The organism is Actinoplanes sp. NPDC049599 (assembly GCF_044465625.1).
Lineage (GTDB): Bacteria > Actinomycetota > Actinomycetes > Mycobacteriales > Micromonosporaceae > Actinoplanes.
In genome coordinates this window covers 37253-57365 of record NZ_JBITLX010000024.1, presented here as the reverse complement: position 1 = coordinate 57365, position 20113 = coordinate 37253, and the positions used below count along the sequence as shown (strand labels likewise).

The following is a 20113-nucleotide window of genomic DNA, read 5'->3' as shown; positions in this document are numbered from 1 at the left end:
AGCAGGACATTCGTCCGTGTTTGGCGATTCGCACGGCGGGGCACTGGTCCCGGACCCCGACTGCGCAGCGTCAGTAATCCGCTACGCATATGGTAAATAGCTCGCGTTCCTAGCATTTCGTGAAACGAGCGACAAATCCTGCTTCACAGATCTCTGCGTTGTTCCTAGTCTCTTGTCAGGAAACGCAGTTCAGATCTGCGAAAAATGTCGCATCGGCGCCCCCGCAATGGCCGCCGTGCATTCACGAGAGCGGGAGGTGTGCGATGCGTGAGATCGACTGGACCTGAGCCTGACGAAGAACGACCGTCACCCAAGTGCACCGAGGCATTGACAGCGTGTACCGGCCTTGGGCCACCATGGAGGCATGGGAAGTTCGCAGTGAACGACGCGAAGACCGACAGGCAGCTCCGGCTGTATGTCGGTCTCGTCGCGTTTGCCGGCCTGGGCTGCCTGGCCTGGGCGTTCGCTCACTTCCCCGCGATGACCCCCGGTGCGCTGCTGTACCCCCTGGCGCTCACCACCATCATCGCCTCGGCCAGCGGACGCCTGATCGAGGTGCGCGTTCGCGCCGATCACATCAACTTCACCTCGACCTCCGGCGCCATCCTGCTCGCGGTGGCCACCGTGCCGCTGCCGCTGACCGTGCTCTGCACGGCGTGCGGGGTGCTGATCGCCAAGGCAGCCCTGCGTGACCCGATCAAGGTGACCTTCAACGTCACCAAGAACACGATCGCCGCCACCGCCGCCGCGGTCACCGCCTACCTGGCCGGCCTGCACCCCTCGCCCGAGCTGACCTTCGAGATCCAGCCGCTGCCCCGGCTCGCGACCACCCTGCTGCTGGCCGCCCTCGCGTACGCGGTCGTCGACGAGTTACTCGGCCACACCGTGGTGGCACTGGCCACCCAGACGTCCTGGCGCCGGTCGTTCCTGCGCAACTGGGACGTGGTCGCGGTGATCCGGCTGGCCAACGTCGCCATCGCCGTGCTCGTCGTGTACGTCGTCGCGGAGGACCCCCGGCTGATCGTGGCCATGGTGCCGGCGATGCTCGCCCTGCAGTTCGCCACGAAGAACCGGATCCGGCAGCGGGCCGACCAGGAGGCCTGGCAACGCCTGGCGGCCAGCACCGACCGGCTCAACGTCACCGACCTGACCGCCGTTCTGCACGCCGCGGTGACCCGCGCACCGGGGCTCTTCTCGGCCGACGGCGCCGAGATCGAACTGCGCGACGTCAACCCGCCCCGGCTGGTCCGGGGTTCGGCGGGCCGGGTCACCTACGAGGGGCCCCCCGACCTGGCTCCCACCCGCACCGGGCCGGTCGTCGACGCGGTCCTGCACGGTCCGGACGCGGAGAACATCGGCGTGCTGCGGCTGCTCTTCCGCAAGCCGGTCAAGCTGGACGATTCCGAGGAGTACAAACTCCAGACCTTCACCTCGTCGCTGCACACCGCGGTGCAGAACGCGCGCGCCTACGCCGAGCTCAAACGGATCAACGCGGAGAACGCGTACGCCGCCGCGCACGACCCGCTGACCGGCCTGGCCAACCGCCGTGAGCTGCTGGAGCAGGCCCGGGCCAGGTTCGAGGCGCGGACCGTCGACGGGATCTTCGCCCTGCTGCTGATCGACCTCAACCACTTCAAGGAGGTCAACGACACGCTCGGGCACACCGCCGGCGACGACGTCCTGCGCGAGGTCGCCAAGCGCCTGGAGGAGGCGGCCACCCCCGGCGACCTGGTGGCCCGGCTGGGCGGCGACGAGTTCGCGATGCTGCTCACCGGCCTGCCCACGCCCGCGGTCGCCGCGCACCGGGCCACGGCCATGCTCGACAGCCTGGAGCGGCCGATCGAGGTCGAGGGCATGCAGCTCACCGTCGAGGCGGCCGGCGGCATCGCGCTGGCCCCGGGCACCGGCGGCGTGCAGGAGCTGATGCGCCGCGCCGATGTGGCCATGTACCAGGCGAAACGCGGCGGCCAGCGGACGGCGACCTACGCGCACTCCCGCGACACCGCCGACGTCGGCCGGCTCATCCTGGGCGGCGAGCTGACCCGCGCGGTGGCCGAGCACGAGTTCGTCGTCGACTTCCAGCCGATCGTCGACCTGGGCAGCGGCGAGGTCATCTCGGCGGAGGCGCTGGCACACTGGCACCACCCGCAGCACGGCAACCTCAGCACGACCCAGTTCCTGCAGACCGTCGAGCGGTCCGGCCAGCTGCCCGCGTTCGCCGACGTGGTGCTGGAGCAGTCGCTCACCGCGTACCGGATGTGGTTGGAGGCCGGTTTCGACCTGCCGGTGGCGGTCAACGTCTCGCCCCGCAGCCTGCTCGACGAGACCTTCCCGGCGGCCGTGCTCGCCCAGCTCAGCCGGCACGCCGTGCCGGCCGACCGGCTGGTGCTGGAGCTGGCCGAGACCCTGACCCTGAGCCAGCTCGAGGTGGTCGACCGGGCGCTGAGCGAGCTGCGGGATGCCGGGGTGCGGCTGGCGCTCGACGACTTCGGCACCGGCGTCTCCTCGCTCTCGGTGCTGTCCCGCCTGCCGGTGCACCAACTGAAGATCGACCGGGAGTTCGTCCGGGCGGTCGAGACCTCCTCGGAGGCCGCCGCGGTGGTGCGCTCGACCGTGGATCTCGCCCGCAGCCTCCACCTGACCGTCATCGCCGAGGGCGTGGAGAGCGAACCGCAACGCCACGCGCTCTGGGAGCTCGGCTGCGTCGCCGGTCAGGGGCACCTGTTCGCCCGGCCGATGCGTGCCGGGCGGCTGCTGGCCACGCTGCAGCGTGGTTCCGCCGGGCGGCCGGGTGTGCTGGCCGGGCCGTTGCACCCGGCCGGTTCCGTGGTCCGGATGCCGCGCCGCCGGTCGCCCGGGACGGGCAGATCTTCTCTGCCACACTTGCCCGCGTGACCCTGCTCGCGCGCCTCGACCGGGCCCTCGGTGGCCTCGCCGCCGACGCCGCGCTGTACGGCCTCGCCGCCGCGTTCGCCCTCGTCACCGCGCTGTCCTCAACCTTGCAGCCGCATCGGGCCTGGGGCGCGATCGCCGCCTGGGCCTACCTGGGCGCGCTGCTGGTCGTGGCGGGGCAGCTGGTGCTGCGGCGGCCGCGGTGGCGGATGGGGCTGACCTGGGTGGCCTGGGCCGGCGCGGCGCTGCTCCCGCTGGTCGTCCAGGCGGTGCAGCGTGCCGATGGGCGGGCCGGCCGGGCACAGGAGGAGGTGCTGGTCGCCGAGCACATGGGTGAGCGGCTGGCGAGCAGCGGGACGCCGTACCTGCCGCCGGAGGCGATCGCCGCGCTGCCGCCCGGGGAGCAGTTGCTGGGGTATGCGCCGTATCAGCCGGGCATGGCCGTTTTCGGGTTGCCACGGGCCGCGTTCGGTGACGTGTGGTGGACCGACGCGCGCATCTGGTTCGCGGTGGCGACGGCGGCGGCGCTGATCGCGGCGGTGCGGCTGCTGCCGCGCGGCGGGAGCCTGGTGCGGGCTGTGCAGTTTGCGACCGTACTCCCGATCTGTGCTCTGACCCTGGCCACCGGTGGCGACGACCTGCCGGTCCTGGCTCTCGCCCTGCTGGCTCTGGCGTGCTGCGCCGGCAGCCGCTTCGGCGCCGCGGGCCTCGCGGTCGGCGCGGCCGCCGCCCTCAAGCTCTTCGCCCTGCCGGTCGTGGTCGTCCTGGCGGTGCTCGCCCTCCACGCCGGCGCCGCCCGGCGGTTCCTGCCCGGCGCCGTCGGGCTGCCGGTGCTGGCGCTGCTGCCGGCCCTGCTGATCGACAGCGACGGGTTCGTGGAGAACGTGATCCGCTTCCCGCTCGGCCACGGCCTGGTGACCAGCCCGGCCCAGTCGCCGTTCCCCGGCTACCTGATCGCCCAGGCGGTGCCGGGCGGTCGTTACGTCGCGCTCGGCTTGCTGGTCGCGGTCGCGCTGGCGATCGCCGTCGTGCTCCTGCGCCGGCCGCCGCGCACGGCCGCGACCGCCGCGCTCTTCTGCGGGTACGGCCTGCTGGCCGCGATCCTGCTGATGCCCACGACGCGGTTCGGATACCTGCTGTACCCGCTCGCGCTGCTGGTCTGGGCCCCGGCCCTCGGCGCGGCACTCAGCAGACCCACAGCAACTAAGGCACCAGACGGTGACACAGCCTTGTACCGTTTGTGAGATGCAGATGACCTGTCCGAAGTGTCATGGCGAGATGCGCGTCTACGAGCGCAGCGGCGTCACGGTCGACCAGTGCACCGAGTGCCGCGGCATCTTCCTCGACCGCGGTGAGCTGGAGAAACTCTTCGAGGCCGAGGCCAACTGGAGCGGACCGGGCGGAGGCGCCCCGCGTCCCGCGCAGGCCCCGCCCGCGGCCCCGCGGCCGGGTGGTTACGCCGCCCCGCCCCCGCCCGCCCCCGGTGGCTACGCGGCCCCGCCGCCGCCCGGGTACGGCCAGCCGGCGTACCCCGCCGCGGCCCCCTACGGCGCGCCCCAGCCGCAGTACGGCGCCGGCTACCACGGCCACTACCGGCAGGGCCACCACGGCCACTACCGCCAGAAGAAGCACAAGGGTTTCCTGAACGAGTTCTTCGGCTGAGCCGGCCACCCGCCGATCCGCCCGCGCCTGCTGGTGCGGGCGGGCCGGCGGCGTGCCAGGGTGCTCAGTCATGGGACTTCCCGCGCCGGCCGCGCTCACCGCGGCCCTGCACGCCGCCTACACGGGTGTCACCGCCGTCGTCGCCGAGCTTGACGACTTCGACCTGCTGCTGCCGTCGGGTTGCCGCGGCTGGACGGTCTGCGACCTGCTGCTGCACCTGAGCCTGGATCCACAGCGCGCCCTGGTCGCGCTCGCCACCCCGGCGGCCGGCCCGCCGGACGCCGACTACATCTCCTACTTCCGGGTGATGCCGGGCTCCGGGGACGCCATCGCGCACGCCCAATGGGTGCGGCGCACGGCGGCGGCCTTCAGCCGCCCGAGCGGCATCGTCGAACGCTGGACCGAGACGGCGGCAGCCGCCGGGTACGCGGCCGGCCAGGCCGATCCGACCGGCTTCATCCGCACCCAGAGCCTCGTGCTGGCGGTCCCGGACTTCGTGGCGACGCTGGTCACCGAGGCGGTCATCCACCACCTAGACCTGATCGTGTCGCTGCCCGACGCGCCGGAACCGGACCCCGAGGCGGCGGCGCTCGCGGTCTCCACCATGGACGGACTCGCGGGCTCGGACGGGTTGCCGGCGCACTGGTCCGAGCGGGAGGCGCTGCTCAAGGGCGCGGGCCGGGAGGAACTGACCGACGAGGACCTGGCCGTGCTGGGCGACCGAGCGGCGCTCTATCCCCTGCTCAGCTGAGCAATCCCGGCGCCGGGCCTACCAGGTGCCGTCGTCGCGGATGCGCTCTGCCGGCCCGTCGCCGGTCAACAGGCTGATCAGGGCCTCGTCGAGGGTGCCGCCCAGGAACCACTCGCCGCCCTGGTCGAGCGCGAACACCCGGCCGCGGTCGTCGATCGCCACGATCGCGTCGCCCTTGGCCTCGACGCCGATCGGGAACAGCGCCGCCCCGATCACCTCGGCCAGCTCGGCCAGCACGTCGGCGGTGTGTGCCGCCGCCACCGGCTCCAGGTTCAGCCAGCGGACCCAGCGGCGTACCCCCGGACCGCGCAGGCCGCAGAAGATGCCGGGGAAATCCATGATCGCGGCCCGCGCCGCCGGGAACGGCACGTGCCGGTGCCGCAGGCCCGGCACGTTCACCACGTCGTCGATCATGCCGTCGGCCAGCACCTCGGCCACCACCGGCTGCATCGGTCGCCAGCCCGCGTCGGCGAGCGCTCCGGCGACCGGGTCCGGGAAGCGGCCGGGCTGGGCGATGTTCTCCGAGTACGGCCGGAACGGCTCCACGAACGCCAGATGGGACCACGGCAGCAGGGCGAAGTCGACCAGCGTCAGGATGCACGACTCGCACGGCCGGGCCTCGGTGCCACCCAGCGGGTCACCCCGGTCCCGGACGAAGTACGCCGTGAAGTCGGCGGTGCGCAGCCAGGCCCGCGCCTCGTCCAGCGTCAACGGCTCCTCGCGTTGCCGGTCGGCCTCGTGCAGGGCGTCGGAGAGGACGATGAGCTCGGCGTGCCGTTCGGTGCCGCGTACCGTCCGGGCCGGCTCCAGGTCGGCCAGGTAGGCCGCGACCAGCGGGTGGTGGTTGATCGCCTGGTCGCCCTTGGCGCCGCGGGCGATGAAGAGCCGCCCGTCGACGGTCAGGTGCGCGGCGGTGGTGGGCGTCGGCCGGCGGCGGGCGTTGCGGCGCAGCTCCACTTCGGGATCAACGGTGCGGCGCTGGGCCACGACGGCCGGCTGGTGCTCACGGTAGAGGTCGGCGATCACGCCGGCGGGCACGCCGGGGTAGGTGGACAGCGCGCCGGTCTGGCGGTCGATGACCGTGCGGGCCCCGTCGCCGGGGATCGGCAGGACGGTCGGCGGCTGCTGGGTCCACACCACGAAGCCGAGGTCGAACTCGGAGATCATCGGCAGGCACTCGTAACCGCGGCGCTCGGTCTCGCTGCGCGCCCACCCGGCGGCGATCTCCTCGGCGTCCTCCCGCGTGATCATCTGAACCCCTGTCGCCCCGCATCCGTGTGCGAGGTGAAACTACCGGACCACGGCGCGTTGCGCCGCCCGGTAGGGTCACCTCGATCGAGGGTCGGGTGCCGGGGGAGGACCACCGTGGCGGACATGGCGGATCGCGATGCCAACCACGCGCTACGCGCGCGCTTCGACGACGTTTTCGGGCAGTATCAGAGGCTTCGGTCCGGAATGGACGACATGCAGCAGCGGCTGGCCGCGCTGCAGGTCAGCGCCGAGTCCGACGACGGGCTGATCCGCGCGACGGTGGGACCCCGCGGCCAGCTGATCGACCTGCGCCTGGACCGCCGCATCTACCGCGACATGGACGCCGCCGAGCTGAGCCGCAAGATCGTCACCACCACCGAGAAGGCGGCCGCCCAGGCCGCGGAGCAGGTCCAGCAGATGATGTCCGGCTACCTGCCGGCCGACTCGGGCCCGATGCAGTTCATCAAGGACAACAACTTCGGCTCCCTGCTGCGCCGCCAGGACGCGATCATGCGGGAGGCGGACGACCATGGCTGACGAACTCTGGCTCGACCCCGACCGGGTGGCCGGCGGCGGCCGTGACCTGGCGGCGGCCGGCAAGCACCTGACCTCGGAACGCTTCGCGGCGGGCACGGAACTGGCGTCGATCAGCGGCCAGCGCCCGTGGGGCGCCGACGAGATCGGCTCGGCCTTCGAGAAGAACTACCGCCCGATCGAGCAGCAGGTGCTGTTGGCCTGGGAGAAGCTCGGCGCGTACGTCGAGGGCCTGGGTGACGCGGTGAGCGAGACCGTCCGGGAGGCCACCGCGGCGGACCACCAGGCGGCCGTCCAGGTGGAGCGGACGTACAGGAAACGCTCGTGACGATCCTGCCCAGCCCGATCCCGCACCCGCTCGACTACTGCCCGTTCGACGTGCCGGGCTGGGCGTACGAGGCGCTCGAATGGGTGGTCGGCTTCGACTGGCCGGAGGGCAACGAGAAGACCACCTGGGACGTCGCCGACCGCTGGTACGCGATCGCCCAGCGCCTGGCGGCCCCCCGCGACGAGGCCTACGACGCCGCGGGCCAAGTGCTGGCCGGCTACGGCGGAACGGGCGCGGGGGCCTTCAAGGGCGCCTGGGACCAACTGTCCGCCGACCCGAACGCGCCGCTCAACTCGCTCCTGGCTATCGCCGACGAGCTGGGCAAGCTCGTCGAGGAATGCGGCAGCGACATCGAGGGCGCGAAACTCGAGGCCTGGATCGAGATCGGCCTCTTCCTGATCGAACTGATCGGCATGGCGGTCGCCGTGGCGCTGACGCTGGGCGCGGCCTCCCCGGCGGCGGCCGGGCTGATCGCGGCCACCCGGATGGCCATCCAGCAGATCTTCAAACGGCTCGTCGCGCAGCTCGCCAAGAAGGCGATCAAGAAGTCGCTGAAGGAGGCCGGGCAGCGCGCGGCAAAGCAGCTCACCACCAAGGCGGGCCTGAAGAAGCTGGGCAAGGAAGCCTTCAAGGAGGGCTTCGACGAGATGCGCGAGGAGATCGCGACCAACGGCGCAATCCAGGCATATCAGAACGCGGGCAGCCGCGGGCACGGCTTCGACGCGACGGAACTGGGCATGTCGGCGGCCGGCGGCTTCGCGGGCGGGTTCGCGGCCAGCGGGGCGGGCATCGGCAAGGGACACGGCGGCGGGGGCGGCATGACCCGCGGAATCGGCGCCGAGGTGCTGGGAGAATTCGGCGGGGCCGCGGTCAGCGGGGACCTGCCGGGCCTGGAGAGCGTGGCGAAGTCGGCCAGCTCGGGGGCGAGCGGGTCGCTCATCTCGGGAACGAAGGCAGGGTTCGCGGACGGACTGGCGGACCAGGTCGCGAACCTGAACGTGCCTGGTGGTGGGGTGGATCTGGGATCTTCCTCGGGGTCGCCTTCGGACACTTCCGGGCCGCTTTCGCCGGTCTCGTCGCCTGGGCCGGGATCCTCGTCTTCCGGCTCGTCGTCGGCAGGGGCATCGGGTGGGCCTTTGTCGGGTTCGTCCGATCCGACGTCATCCGTGAGTGGATCGACTGGATCGACGGCCGGGGTGGTGTCCGTTTCGTCAGATGGCGGCTCCGGGCTGTCGTCTCGATCTTCCGATCCGACGTCGGTGTCTTATTCGGCTCCGGCGGCTTCCTCGGCTGGGGTCAACCTGTCGAGCCTCGCGCCTGCGGTTGACGCGCCGCCCGGGTCTTCGGGTTCGGTTGCTGGTGATCATGGGGTGGCGGGGTCTTCCGGGGGGACCTCGGGGGGTTCCGGGTCGGGTGGGTTTGCGGGCTCTGGGGGAAATGTCACTTCGGGGTCGTCCGGGGGACTTGCGGGAATGGGTCCCTCTGCTGGGGTCGCTGGATCGGCCTCTCCTGCTGGATTTTCCGGGTCGGCCTCGCCTGCCGGATTCTCTGGGTCGGCCTCGCCGGCCGGGCTCTCCGGATCGGCGTCACCGGCCGGGCTCTCCGGATCAGCCGTACCAGCCGGGTTGCCCGGGTCGGCTTCGTCGACCGGCGTTTCCGGGTCGGCGTCGCCAGCTGGGCCTTCGGGTGTCGGCGGCGCCTCGACCTCCGCCGGTCATGGCGCGGGCGGGTCTCTGGCCTCCGGGTCCGCTCCTGCTGCCGCGGCAACTTCTCCCTCGACGTCGAGCACCAGCAGCCCGGCAGTCAGCTCGCCTGCGGGCAACGGAACCGGTGTGAGCGGCGCCCCTCGGTTTGCCACGCCGGCAGGGGGCCTCAGCCCCTGGTCACCGTTTGGAACGGACTCGCCGAGCACCGGCACCACTCCCCCCTCGGGGACGCCGGGCCGGAACAATCCGCCCACACCATCCGGAGTGGACCTCGGGCCGCGCAGCGACTCCCGGCCGATCAGCCCGAACTCGCCGCCTACCGCGACCGCCCCGAGCACCTCGCCGTCAGGAACCAGCCCGAGGTCCTCGTCGCCCACGGCCGGCCCGAGCCCATCGCTCACTGGAATCAATCCGAACCCCTCGCTGTCCCAGACCGGACCAAATCCCTCGCTGCCAGGAACCGGCCCGAGCCCCGCGCTGCGCGGATCAACCCCGGATCCCGCGCGGTCCGGGACCAGCCCCAACCCCGCACTGCCCGGGACCACCCCGGACCCCGCACGGCCCGCGAGCAGCCCCAACCCCGCACTGCCCGGGACCACCCCGGAGACCGCGCTGCCTGGGACCACCCCTGAGACCGCGCTGCCTGGGACCACCCCGGACCCCGCACTGCCCGGGACCAACCCCAACCCCGCACTGCCCGGGAGCAACCCGGAGCCCTTACGGCCCGGAGCCAACCCGAATGTGGCGCTGCCCGGCACCGATCCGTCCTCCGGTCGGACCGGCCCCGATCCGGCCGTGCCGGCTGGGACCGATTCGCGGGCGGCGTCGCCGGCCGGGGTGGCGCCGGTTTCCGGGACCGTTCGGGGGTCGGCTTCGGTTGATGTCGCGCCGCCGGCTGCCGGCGGGCTCGGCAGCGGGGTGCTGCCGGGGCGTACCGAGCCTGGTGGGCCTGCGCCGAGTGCGCCGCCGCGGGCCCCGCTGGCGCCTGGGTCTCGGGACGGGGCTGTGGACGTACCGTTGCCGGCGGTTTTCCTCGCTGCTGGGCATGGTCTGGGGTTCCCGCCGCAGAGCGCGGCCGAGGCCGCCGCCGCAGCGTCCGAAGTGGACGATTATCTCCGGTTCGCGGAGGAGACGCGCGCGAACTACGCGGCCAACCGGCACCGGGACGTGATCGACGCGGTCGAGAACAAGGCCCGGAGTGCGCGGCAGCGGGCCCGAAGTGCGCGGCGTTCTGCGCGGGTTGCGCGGTTCCTGAAGTTTGATCCGCACCTGGCCGCCTACTTCCAGGCGCACGTTGACGTGGCGACCGCCGAGGCGGAGCGGGCCGAAGCGGAGGCCGAGGCGCTCAAGGACCCGATGTGGCGACCGCCGCGGGGGACCATGACCGACGTCGCGCCGCAGGACTGGCACCGCGTCAACGAGGATCGTGGCCTGCTCGCGCCCAGCGGGGTGTCGCTCGGCAACCGGTCGATGCTTACCGGCAGTGATCACCCGCCGTCGATCGACAGCACCCGACGGTACGGGTCCCGGGCGGGCCTGCGGGCGCCGCTCGCGCAGCACCAGATCGACCTGGAGAGCGAGGTGCCGCGCGACGGCAACGGCGATCCGGTACGCGGCGCCGACCCGCGCGCGCCGTACTTCCAGCTGGTCAACGACGGCGGCTCGGAGGCCGACCCGACGCGCGGGATCAACTGCCAGGACTGCGTGCTGTCGTTCTTCGACACGTACGTGCACGGCCGGCCCCGGGTGTCGGCCCCGCGCACCTTCGACGCCTACGCCGACGGCGACCCGGCAAGACCGCTGTACGGCGAGGACATCGGCCCGGAACGCGCCGAGCACGCAACGGGCGGCCGGTTCCAGTCGCTGTGCCCGATCGTCGCGGGCGAGCACCCCGCGGTGGCCGGCCAGAGGATCAACCAGGCCCTGGGCGAGGTGTCCGCGCAGCTGCTGGCGGGCGGCCACGGATCGTTCGCGTTCCTGGTGAACGCGTGGGAAGGCGGTTCGGCCCACGCCTGGGCGGCGGTGAACCAGAACGGCCAGATCCTGTTCGTGGACCCGCAATCGGGCCTGGTCGCGCCGCCCGGCACTCCCCTGTACGGCCACCAGGGCCGGCCGAACTCAGCCAACGTGGTGGCGGTGGACGCACTGGTGGTGGACGGCCGCGGGAACCCGATGCCGTTCGCGGGGAGGCCGGATGGGTTGTGGCGGCCCAAGCAGACGACGCTGCCGCCACCGCCGCCTCGGCCGGCTCCTGTTTACTACTCGGCCGCTTATCAGCAGCCGGTGCCGGCTCCTACGCCTCTCCCTCCGCCTACACCCTCACCATTGCCTGCCCCTTCGCCGGGTCCTACGCCTTCGCCGGCTCCTCTTCCTTCGCCTGCGCCTCCTCTGCCCGCGCCTGATCCATCGGTGGCGGTTGATGTGGGGCCTGGGCCTGATGTTTCGCCTGCGCCTTCACCTTGGTCGGGCCGCTCGTCTGCGCCGGGACCTTGGTCCGCGCCCCTGCCTTCACCTGCGCCTGACCTCACGCCTTCGCCCGGGCCTTGGTCTGCGCCGGGACCTTCACCTGATCAGTGGTCTGCACCCGAGCCTTCACCTCGGCCTGCGCCGGATCCCTGGGCCGCACCTGAACCCACACCCGAGCCGGGGCCCGCACCTGATCCCGAGCCTTCCCCTTGGTCCACACCCGAGCCCGAACCCTGGTCCGCGCCCGATCCCGGGCCTTCTTCCGCGTCCGACGAGAATCCAGAGCTCGCCGATCGTTCGGCTGCTCCCCACCGGATCGAGTCTCCGGAACTCCTTCTCGCCGACAACCTCGGCCGGCGCGACCAGGCCGACCCGCGGACCGCACCCGATCCGCGGCCCGGTCCGACGCCGCCGGCTCCCGCGCCGAACCTCGAGCCGGCCATCCCCCCGAACCCGATCCCGTCCCCCCGCCGCCCGGTCGACCGGATCGCCGAGGCACTGGCCCCGCGCCCCGCGCCGGTGGACCGGATCGCGGAAGCGCTCGCCCCGAGGGACCCCCAGCGAGCGGTGAACCTCACCGAAACGGCTCCCGCTCTCGACCAGGCCCTGGAAGCCGGCACCCCGGAACCGGCGCCGGAACCCGACGCCGAGCGCGCCCGCTGGATGGAACGGGTGCGGCAGGCCGAACACGATGCCCGGGAACGCAAGTCGTACCGGGAGTACCTGGAACATGCCCGCGCCACGCACGAAGACAACCGGCGTGCGGAGTACGCCGACTATCTGATGCGGATCGCCGACGGGCAGCGGGCGAAGGTGCTCGAGATCGGAATGCAGGCGGACACGGCGCTGGCCTCGGGTGCGACGCTGCGCGGCGAGCACCTCCGGGCCGAGGCGCGGCGAGCCGGCGAGGACGCCGACGACTTTGAGGACAAGGCGCGGCGGGTGCGGGCCGGCGAGTTCGCGCCCGAGCGCATCGATGTCGAGCCCGCCGACTGGTACCGGATCAACGATGACGTCGGCACGATGGCGCTGGGCGGTGTCGAAACCGGAGATCGGTCGGCCCTGACCGGCGATGGTGTTCCGCCGCCGGTTGACCAGAGCCGGCCGTACGGGAGACGTGGGGGATTGCGCGCGCCTCTTGCCGTACATCAGATGGATCTGGAAAATGCCATGCCGCGAGCGGCGGACGGCCGGGTGGTCCGCCTGGCCGATCCCCGAACGGGGCATTGGTTCGCCCTGGCGAACGACGGCGGCCCGGCCGCCGACCCGACCCGCGGCATCAACTGCGTGGACGGCGTGCTGTCGCTTTATGAGACGTACGTGCACGGCCGGCCCCGCGTTTCGGCGCCGCGCACATTCGACGCGTACGCCCAAGGCGACCCGACCAGGCCACTGGGCGCCGAGGAAAACGGGCTGGCTCGGGTCGAGGACACGGTTCAGGGCGAGTTCCAGGGGCTGTGCCCGTATGTCGGCGGACTGAGCCCGTTGCAGGCAAAACAGGCCGTGGACACGGCGATGACCAACCTGCACAACCACCTGTACAACGCGGGGCACGGCGCATTCGCCTTCATCGTGACGGACTCCGAGCAAGGCACGGCACACGCCTGGGCGGCGGTGAACCAGAACGGCACAATCCTGTTCCTGGACCCGCAAACGGGCCGCCTGTCGGAGGAAGCGCCGCTCTACACCCACCTCGGCGAAAAGAACGACGGCAACGTCATCTCGATGGACGCGCTGGTGGTCAACGGGCAGGGCGAACCGTCGCCGTTGCCTTACCACGGACCGGGGTTGTGGAGCCGTTCGTCGCTGCAGCCGACCGGCATCTCACCGGAGACCGGCGATGGTGGACCGGAAGACCAAAATCAAGGTCGGACGCCGAGCAGTCCAGAAACCGACCGGGTCGAGCCGGACAGCTCAAGCGATCGAGATGACGCACCCACCTTGCAGGGCGCACAGGATCTTACGGCCGCAGGCAACACCGCCGTTTCCGAAGGTGCTGCGGATGTTCACGAGCCGCGCGGCCGGGAAACAGATGGCCAGGACCAGCAGCCGATCTCGCCGATAGCGGACGCTCCTCACAGCGGGCCGCTAGACGACCCGCACGACGGCTCGGCAAGCGGCTCTGTTGCGCTCACCGAATCACAGCTTGCCGAGAAGGCTCTTCTTGACTCCCTCACCGGCGACGAGCGCGAGGCCCTCGTAAGGTCGAGGGACGACTCTTTGCAGGTCGCCCGAGCAGTGCTCCGAGACCTCGAGAACGTCGTATCGGGTCGGGAGATTCCTCAAGGTTCCCGTCGTCCCGAGATCGTGGACACCAAGCACTTGGTCAAGGAAGTATCTTCCCTGGCGCGGAAGTACGTGGATGCGCGGATCTTCGGCAGGACAAGCGTTTCCCGGTTCCTGGAGTCGGTCAACGACCGCGTGCGGTTCTCCGTGGAGATGCCGGTCGATCAATACGGCGAAAGGGTCGCCGACATCCTCGACGGGTTGACGCAACGCGGCTACGCCGTGACCGTCCCGGACGACATCAAGAATTTCTGGCGGCCGGGTAATCGTCACCTGGGTCTTAATGTCACAGTCCGCAACCCGGACGGCTTCGTGCTCGAGATCCAGTTCCCCACGGCAACTTCCCGCGCCCTGGGTAAGAACACGCATGAGCTTTACGAGGACCTACGCCTGCCCGGCTCCTCCCCGGAGAAGCGCGTTGAGTCACTGCTCGGCATTCTGCGGTGGAACCGCGAGTTCCGCATCAACGAGCAGATCCCGCGGGATCTGTCCGGTCTGCCGACGTCGATCGACACGAGTTTCCTCCGATGGACCGAGAAGAATCCGATTGTCTGGCAGCAGTACCTGTCCGGCCTTCCGGAGTCGCAGTCCTTCCGAGACGTGGTCAGTAACCTGGGACTTCAGCTCGAAGATTTTCCCGGTGGCGAAAGGTTGGGGCTCGGTGACGACGACGGGGACGTTCGCGTACCACGTAGTGGCGACGGCGAAAGACGATCCGCGGCCGGTGAGCCTGATCGCGGCGTGGATCGAGCCGGGCCAACCGCTCCAGGCGGTCCTGTGGAGCCCTCCGGACCAGAGTTGGATCTACGCGCCGGCGGTGGCGGCCCAGAGGCTGTACGACGATCAGTACCAGGAGACGGTGCGGCCGGTGGACCGGAAGACCGCGGAGCAGATAGCCAGGACGGCGCTGAGCACGGACCTGCCGGAACCGCAGGTGCTGCTCCAGATGTGCCAGGAAGGCGAGGCGACGGGTCTGATCTGGGGACCGCGCCGCAGCTGACCTCGCCGAGACCTGCCGATGGCCGGAACGCCCTAGGTGGTCCGCAACTGTCGGGTCAGGGAGGAAATCCAGGACAGCCGCCGGCGGGCACCACCGACGAGGACGGCTTCGACCGTGGCAGCAGATCGGATGAGGCAGATGGTCGACCAGACGTTCGGCTATCAGGTGGTCTTGAAGTCGGACATGTCAGGAACGATCTCCAGCCTGATCGCGTACCAGGTGATCCTGGACAACCCCTTCCAAGCGGTGATCTGCAGCGTTCCGCGGAGGGCGTGGATCTACGCCCCGGCGCTGGCAGTGCCGATGCTCTACGACGACAAGTACCAGGATCGCCGGAAGCAGGTAGACCGGGTGACGGCCGAGCAGATCGCCCGGGAGGCGCTGCACACGGAAGTCCCGAGCGAGGAGACCCTGCAGGCGATGATCGCGGAAGGCGAACGGATGGGCTGGACCTACGGCCCACCTCGCCAGTAGAGAACGAAAGCTCGCCCTCGCCTGCGGATGACAGGCCGGCCATCCCGCGCTCGCTTCTCGTCTCCGAGATGGTCGCGGAGGACTTCGATCCGCGGGCGGCTGAAGAGCGTCAGTTGGCGGCTCTGGAGTCGGAGCACAGAGCGATCATCGAGGAGTCCGTTGACCAGGCTGTCCATGACGCGGCCCGCCTCCAGGTGACCCTTGAGGCCGTCGTCAGGTCCGTCAACGAGGCCTCGGGGCTTGATCTTGCCCGACTTGTCGGAGTGGAGAATTCGTTCAAGACCAAGTCCTCGCTGGCCCGCGCGTTTGCCGCCGAGTACGAAGCGGAGGGAATGTTGCCCGCTGACTTCTTGGAGAAGACCAAGGACCGGGTGCGGTTCTCGATCCAGCTTCCCGAGGTCGGCTACGAGGCCAACGCCCTGGCCGCGTTGACCGAGTTGCGGGGCAACGGTCACACCGTCAAGAAGGTCGTCAATTTCTGGCGCGGCGACGGCCGTCACAACGGGCTCAACACCACCGTGATCGATCCCGAGGGCGTGGTTTACGAGCTGCAGTTCCCCACGGAACTGTCGCGTGCGATCGGCGACCAGACCCACCTTCTCTACGAAGTGGTGCGGCATCCTGAGGCCCCGACGGCCTGCCTGGTGGACGCGTTCCTGCGCATCGTTGCTATCAACAAACGAGAAGGTATCGCCGACAGACTTCCCGACAGCCTGAGCGCTCTGACCCGCTTGGACGGCGTCGGGTGGAAGGACGTCGACTCCACATTTCAGAATTGGGTCGCAAATAACGATGAGGAATGGGAATCGTATCTCCGGGATCTTCAGGCCGAAGGTTCCTCCTTCGATAGGATTCTCGATCGGACCGGCCTCAGCCGTGCAGATGTCCTCGACAGCATGGGATCGGATGACGATGACAGACCCGCAGCTCGGCTACCGGGCGATCCTGAAGTCCGACTCGTCGGGGGCGGTGACGAGCGTGATCGCGTACGAGATTCAGTCGAAGGCAACGCTCCGAGCGGTGATGTGGAGCGTGCCCCGGAAGGCGTGGATCTACGGTCCACGCATGGCAGGGACTTTCCTGAGGGACCCCAACTATCAGGAGAGAACGCAACGGATCGACCGGACAGAGGCCGAGAGAATCGCCCGGGAGTCGCTCCAGTCGGAACTACCGACGGAACAGGTGCTCCTGGAGATGTTCGACGAGGGCAGCCGGATGGGCTGGGAGTTCGGGCCGCCCCGCGAGTAGCGGACGGCACTTCGGACCAGACGCCGTTTGCGGAGTCGGCGCGCCCGGCGCTCTTCGACGACCACGGCCGAGCGGAGGTCGGCCTTGTCCAAGCTGCCGAGGGGTCAGTATCCGACGTTCGCCTATCGGGCATCGCTGAACACGGCCGGGCAACCGAAGGTGACCAGCCTGATCGCCTATTCGGCTCCCGCTCAGGGGCCGCTGCAAGCGGTGATGTGGCACGCGGCCCGGAAGCAGTGGATCTACGCCCCGGCGATAGCGGCGGGGCTGCTCTTCGACGTGGCGTCCTCGGACGAGATGGTGCAGGTCGACCGGGAGACCGCGGAGGCGATGGCGAGGGAGTTTCTTCCGGCCGGCCTTCCGAGCGTCGAGACCCTTCGGGAGATGATCGCCGAGGGGGTGCGGATGAACTGGGACTACGGCCCGCCGTTGAGCCCGGGGAGACCGTAGCGACCAATGCCGGCCCGGCGGTTATCAATTCGCGGGTTGGTCAGACTCTCGGTGCTCTTGGCGATGCCTTTGAGCTCGGCGCTCACTACCTGGACCTTTTCGAGTACGGACACGAGCGCCGCCAAGCCCAGCGGCTGGGTGACTCCTACGATGTCCGGGCGCTCGACGCTGCTCATGGGCGTACCGATGATCTGGGTAATCCGGATGTCATTTTGCGGGCCGATGCGGTCGATCCCGGTGCGTACGGGGATCTCAAGCGGTTGGATCCCGATCTGCAGCCGAACCGCAAGGATGCTGATTATTCGCGGCGGGTGGAGAAGCGGCTACGGGAGCCGTTCGGGCAGGATCCGCGGATTACCGTGGCCGTGGTTGACGGGCGAGATGTCGGGTTGACCATTGATGCCGCGGTGCGGGGTATTCGGCGGGCGCTCGGGTTCTGGCGGCAGCAGGGGCGCGAGGTCGGGCCGGAGCAGCGCATGATCGTCTTTACGGGCGACGGAGGTTCTGTCGTGTGGCGTGGTGACACGGGAGACATCAATGTCAGTGCGTGAGCAGGTGTTCGTGCGGACCGACGGGACGCCGGCGGAGGTTGCCGAGTTCGCGGCGAAGCTGGTCGGGGGGCGGGCCGAGGTGCGGGACCGGCAGTCCTGGCTGCTTGTTGACACCGCTCGGTTGGTGCCGGGTGTCGCTGGGGAGTTCGGTGGGCCGGTGGTCGCGCACAACTCCGAGGCCGCGTTCCGGCCGGATGCGGAGTTCGAGGCGCCGGACGCCTACGACGTGGAGCTGCGGCTGTGGCAGGCCGGGGGTCCGCGGGTGGATCCCGCCACCGGGGACGACGTCGAGGCGCTTGCGGCGACTGCTCTCTTCCGGGCGTTGGCCGGCGCCGCGGAGCTCGCGCTGATCCACGTGCACGACGATGACGCCCTGGTGCGCGCCGCCCTGCCCGGGGCGGGGACCGTCGAGTTCTCCCCGGGCACGACCATTTATGACTGGGACGAAGACAAGTGGAACGGCTTTGTGCTGAAGCCCGGCCCGGAAGGCGCCGGCTAGACGATTGCCATGTCGACGAAGCGGGACAGGTGCAGCTGGGCCGCCACCGTCACCGTGTCCGTCGGGCCGTTTCGGTGCTTGGCCACGATGAAGTCCGCCTCGCCGGCGCGCGGGGACTCCTTGTCGTAGTAGTCGTCGCGGTGCAGCAGGATCACCACGTCGGCGTCCTGCTCGATCGAGCCGGACTCACGCAGGTCGGAGAGCTGGGGGCGCTTGTCGGTGCGCTGTTCCGGGCCACGGTTCAGCTGGCTGACCGCGATCACCGGGCACTCCACCTCCTTGGCCAGCAGCTTCAGGCCTCGGGACAGCTCGGCGACCTCCTGCTGGCGGCTCTCCGTCTTTTTCGGCGAGGACATCAGCTGGAGGTAGTCGACCACGATCAGCTTCAGGTTGTGGCGCTGCTTGAGACGGCGGGCCTTGGCCCGGATCTCCATCAGGTTCATGCTCGGGGTGTCGTCGACGAAGATCGGGGCCTCGCTGATCTCGCCCATCCGGCGGGCCAGCTTGGTCCAGTCGTCGTCGGAGAGCTGGCCGGAGCGCAGCACGTGCAGCGGCACCCGGGCCTCCGCCGACAGCAGCCGCATGACGATCTCGATCTTGCTCATTTCCAGCGAGAAGATGGCGCTGGCGCAGTTCGCCCGGATCGCCGCGTTGCGGGCGAAGTCCATCGACGCCGTTGACTTGCCCAGGCCCGGGCGGCCGGCGACGATGATCAACTGGCCGGCGTGCAGGCCGTTGAGCAAACGGTCGAGGTCGGAGAAGCCGGTCGGCACGCCGGTCATCATGCCGCCGGTGGCGCCGACCGCCTCGATCTCGTCCAGGGTCGGCTGGAGCATGTCGGCCAGGACCGCGAAGTCCTCGGAGACCCGGCGCTCGGTCACGTCGTACACGGCCTGCTGGGCGAGGTCGACGATGTCGTCGACGTCCATGCCGCCGTTGCCGCCGGTGCCGTACCCCAATTGGGTGATCTTGGTGCCCGCCTCGACGAGGCGGCGCAGCACGGCGCGCTCGGAGACGATGCGGGCGTAGTAGGAGGCGTTGGCCGCGGTCGGGACGCTCTCGATCAGGGTGTGCAGGTAGGGCACGCCGCCGATCCGCTGCAGGTCGCCGGAGTCGGACAGGGCCGCCGCCACGGTGACGCCGTCGGCCGGCTCGCCGCGACCGTAGAGCTCGAGGACCGTGTCGAAGACGGTGGCGTGGACCGGGCGGTAGAAGTCGTGCGACTTGAGGATCTCGACGACGTCGGCGATCGCGTCCTTGGAGAGCAGCATGCCGCCGAGCACGCTCTGCTCAGCGGCGATGTCCTGCGGGGGTGACTTGTCGAACCCGCCGGTCTGGGGCGGCGGCCCACCTGCGCCTGGCGGGCGGCCACCGGAGGACTTACCTCCAGATGATGACTGCGGCCGGGAATCGGGTCGTGCGTCGTCGGTGATCGACATGCCGACCTACCCCTTCATCGTCGTTCCTGCTCCGTGATCAAACAGCCCGGGTACGACACTTTCGGGTGAGGACGCCCCCCCATCGAGTGACGGGGACCACACCAACACCGGAAAAGTCGGCCCAGGCCACGAAGAGGACCTGATCCGGCGCGGGTAACCATACGAACCCGCACGTCACAGACCCAAGTGAGCCGGTGGACGAGCCTCGGGACAACCTGTGGACAACCCGCCCGCTCCTGTGCGCGGTCCTGTGCACAGCCTGTGTACAACCCCTGGGGATTCCGGGAGGCGCGCCCATCTGAGCAGCACTTTTGTCGTCCCCAGCGTGTGGAGAGATAAAAAGAACGCCTTCGTGAGCAAGCAGTCGTCCCAAGACATTGCAGATCGGACCTGCGCACGTCACGCTTTTCTGGTGGACCAACGGGAGTGGGACTACGGCGCCCGCCTGCCGCGCGAAAGGAGCGCGCAGGACTCCTGGACACCCACTGGCCGCCCGGAAAATCCCGATTCGTCAGCAGATGCGGAGCCTGGCGCGCCCGTCTGGGGCACCGGCTCCCCGGCCGACACCGGCAGCAT

General features: G+C 70.2%; 10 protein-coding genes. 8 read left to right on the top strand and 2 right to left on the bottom strand.

All coding sequences use genetic code 11. The features are described from left to right. Window positions 1-378 precede the first annotated feature (378 nt). The 4 genes from ACIBQZ_RS32295 (at window position 379) to ACIBQZ_RS32280 (ending at window position 5305) form a co-directional block, all read left to right on the top strand. Complete coding sequence (locus ACIBQZ_RS32295; protein WP_396092613.1) at window positions 379-2895, top strand: putative bifunctional diguanylate cyclase/phosphodiesterase; 2517 nt, start codon at window positions 379-381, stop codon at window positions 2893-2895. Beyond that, window positions 2892-4136: a glycosyltransferase 87 family protein gene (locus tag ACIBQZ_RS32290; protein ID WP_396092612.1), complete on the top strand. Its 1245-nt coding sequence runs from the start codon at window positions 2892-2894 to the stop codon at window positions 4134-4136. Before ACIBQZ_RS32295 ends, ACIBQZ_RS32290 begins: the two co-directional genes overlap by 4 nt. Before the next feature lies 1 nt (window position 4137). Next, a complete protein-coding gene (locus ACIBQZ_RS32285; protein ID WP_396092611.1) occupies window positions 4138-4554 on the top strand; it encodes a zf-TFIIB domain-containing protein in 417 nt (138 codons plus the stop codon). Between the two features lie 70 nt (window positions 4555-4624). Continuing rightward, window positions 4625-5305 carry a maleylpyruvate isomerase N-terminal domain-containing protein gene (locus ACIBQZ_RS32280; RefSeq protein WP_396092610.1) on the top strand — a complete coding sequence of 227 codons (681 nt, stop codon included), beginning with the start codon at window positions 4625-4627 and terminating at the stop codon, window positions 5303-5305. Window positions 5306-5323: 18 nt separating this feature from the next. Here the strand turns inward: ACIBQZ_RS32280 and ACIBQZ_RS32275 are convergent, their stop codons facing one another. Next, window positions 5324-6556, bottom strand: coding sequence for an SUKH-3 domain-containing protein (locus tag ACIBQZ_RS32275; RefSeq protein WP_396092609.1), 1233 nt, complete (start codon window positions 6554-6556; stop codon window positions 5324-5326). A gap of 123 nt (window positions 6557-6679) precedes the next feature. Between ACIBQZ_RS32275 and ACIBQZ_RS32270 the strand changes: the two genes are divergently transcribed. Genes ACIBQZ_RS32270 through ACIBQZ_RS32255 form a run of 4 tightly spaced genes read left to right on the top strand, consistent with a single transcriptional unit; the run spans window position 6680 to window position 18098 of the window. Continuing rightward, window positions 6680-7093 (top strand): YbaB/EbfC family nucleoid-associated protein, encoded by a 414-nt coding sequence (locus ACIBQZ_RS32270; RefSeq protein ID WP_396092608.1) that lies wholly within the window; start codon window positions 6680-6682, stop codon window positions 7091-7093. Next, window positions 7086-7418: a hypothetical protein gene (locus ACIBQZ_RS32265; RefSeq protein ID WP_396092607.1), complete on the top strand. Its 333-nt coding sequence runs from the start codon at window positions 7086-7088 to the stop codon at window positions 7416-7418. Before ACIBQZ_RS32270 ends, ACIBQZ_RS32265 begins: the two co-directional genes overlap by 8 nt. Then, complete coding sequence (locus ACIBQZ_RS32260; protein WP_396092606.1) at window positions 7415-17599, top strand: toxin glutamine deamidase domain-containing protein; 10185 nt, start codon at window positions 7415-7417, stop codon at window positions 17597-17599. Before ACIBQZ_RS32265 ends, ACIBQZ_RS32260 begins: the two co-directional genes overlap by 4 nt. Beyond that, window positions 17586-18098: a hypothetical protein gene (locus ACIBQZ_RS32255; protein ID WP_396092605.1), complete on the top strand. Its 513-nt coding sequence runs from the start codon at window positions 17586-17588 to the stop codon at window positions 18096-18098. The genes ACIBQZ_RS32260 and ACIBQZ_RS32255 overlap by 14 nt, the downstream gene beginning before the upstream one ends. Here the strand turns inward: ACIBQZ_RS32255 and dnaB are convergent. Next, a complete protein-coding gene (gene dnaB / locus ACIBQZ_RS32250) occupies window positions 18095-19537 on the bottom strand; it encodes a replicative DNA helicase (protein ID WP_396092604.1) in 1443 nt (480 codons plus the stop codon). The genes ACIBQZ_RS32255 and dnaB overlap by 4 nt on opposite strands. Window positions 19538-20113 lie beyond the last annotated feature (576 nt).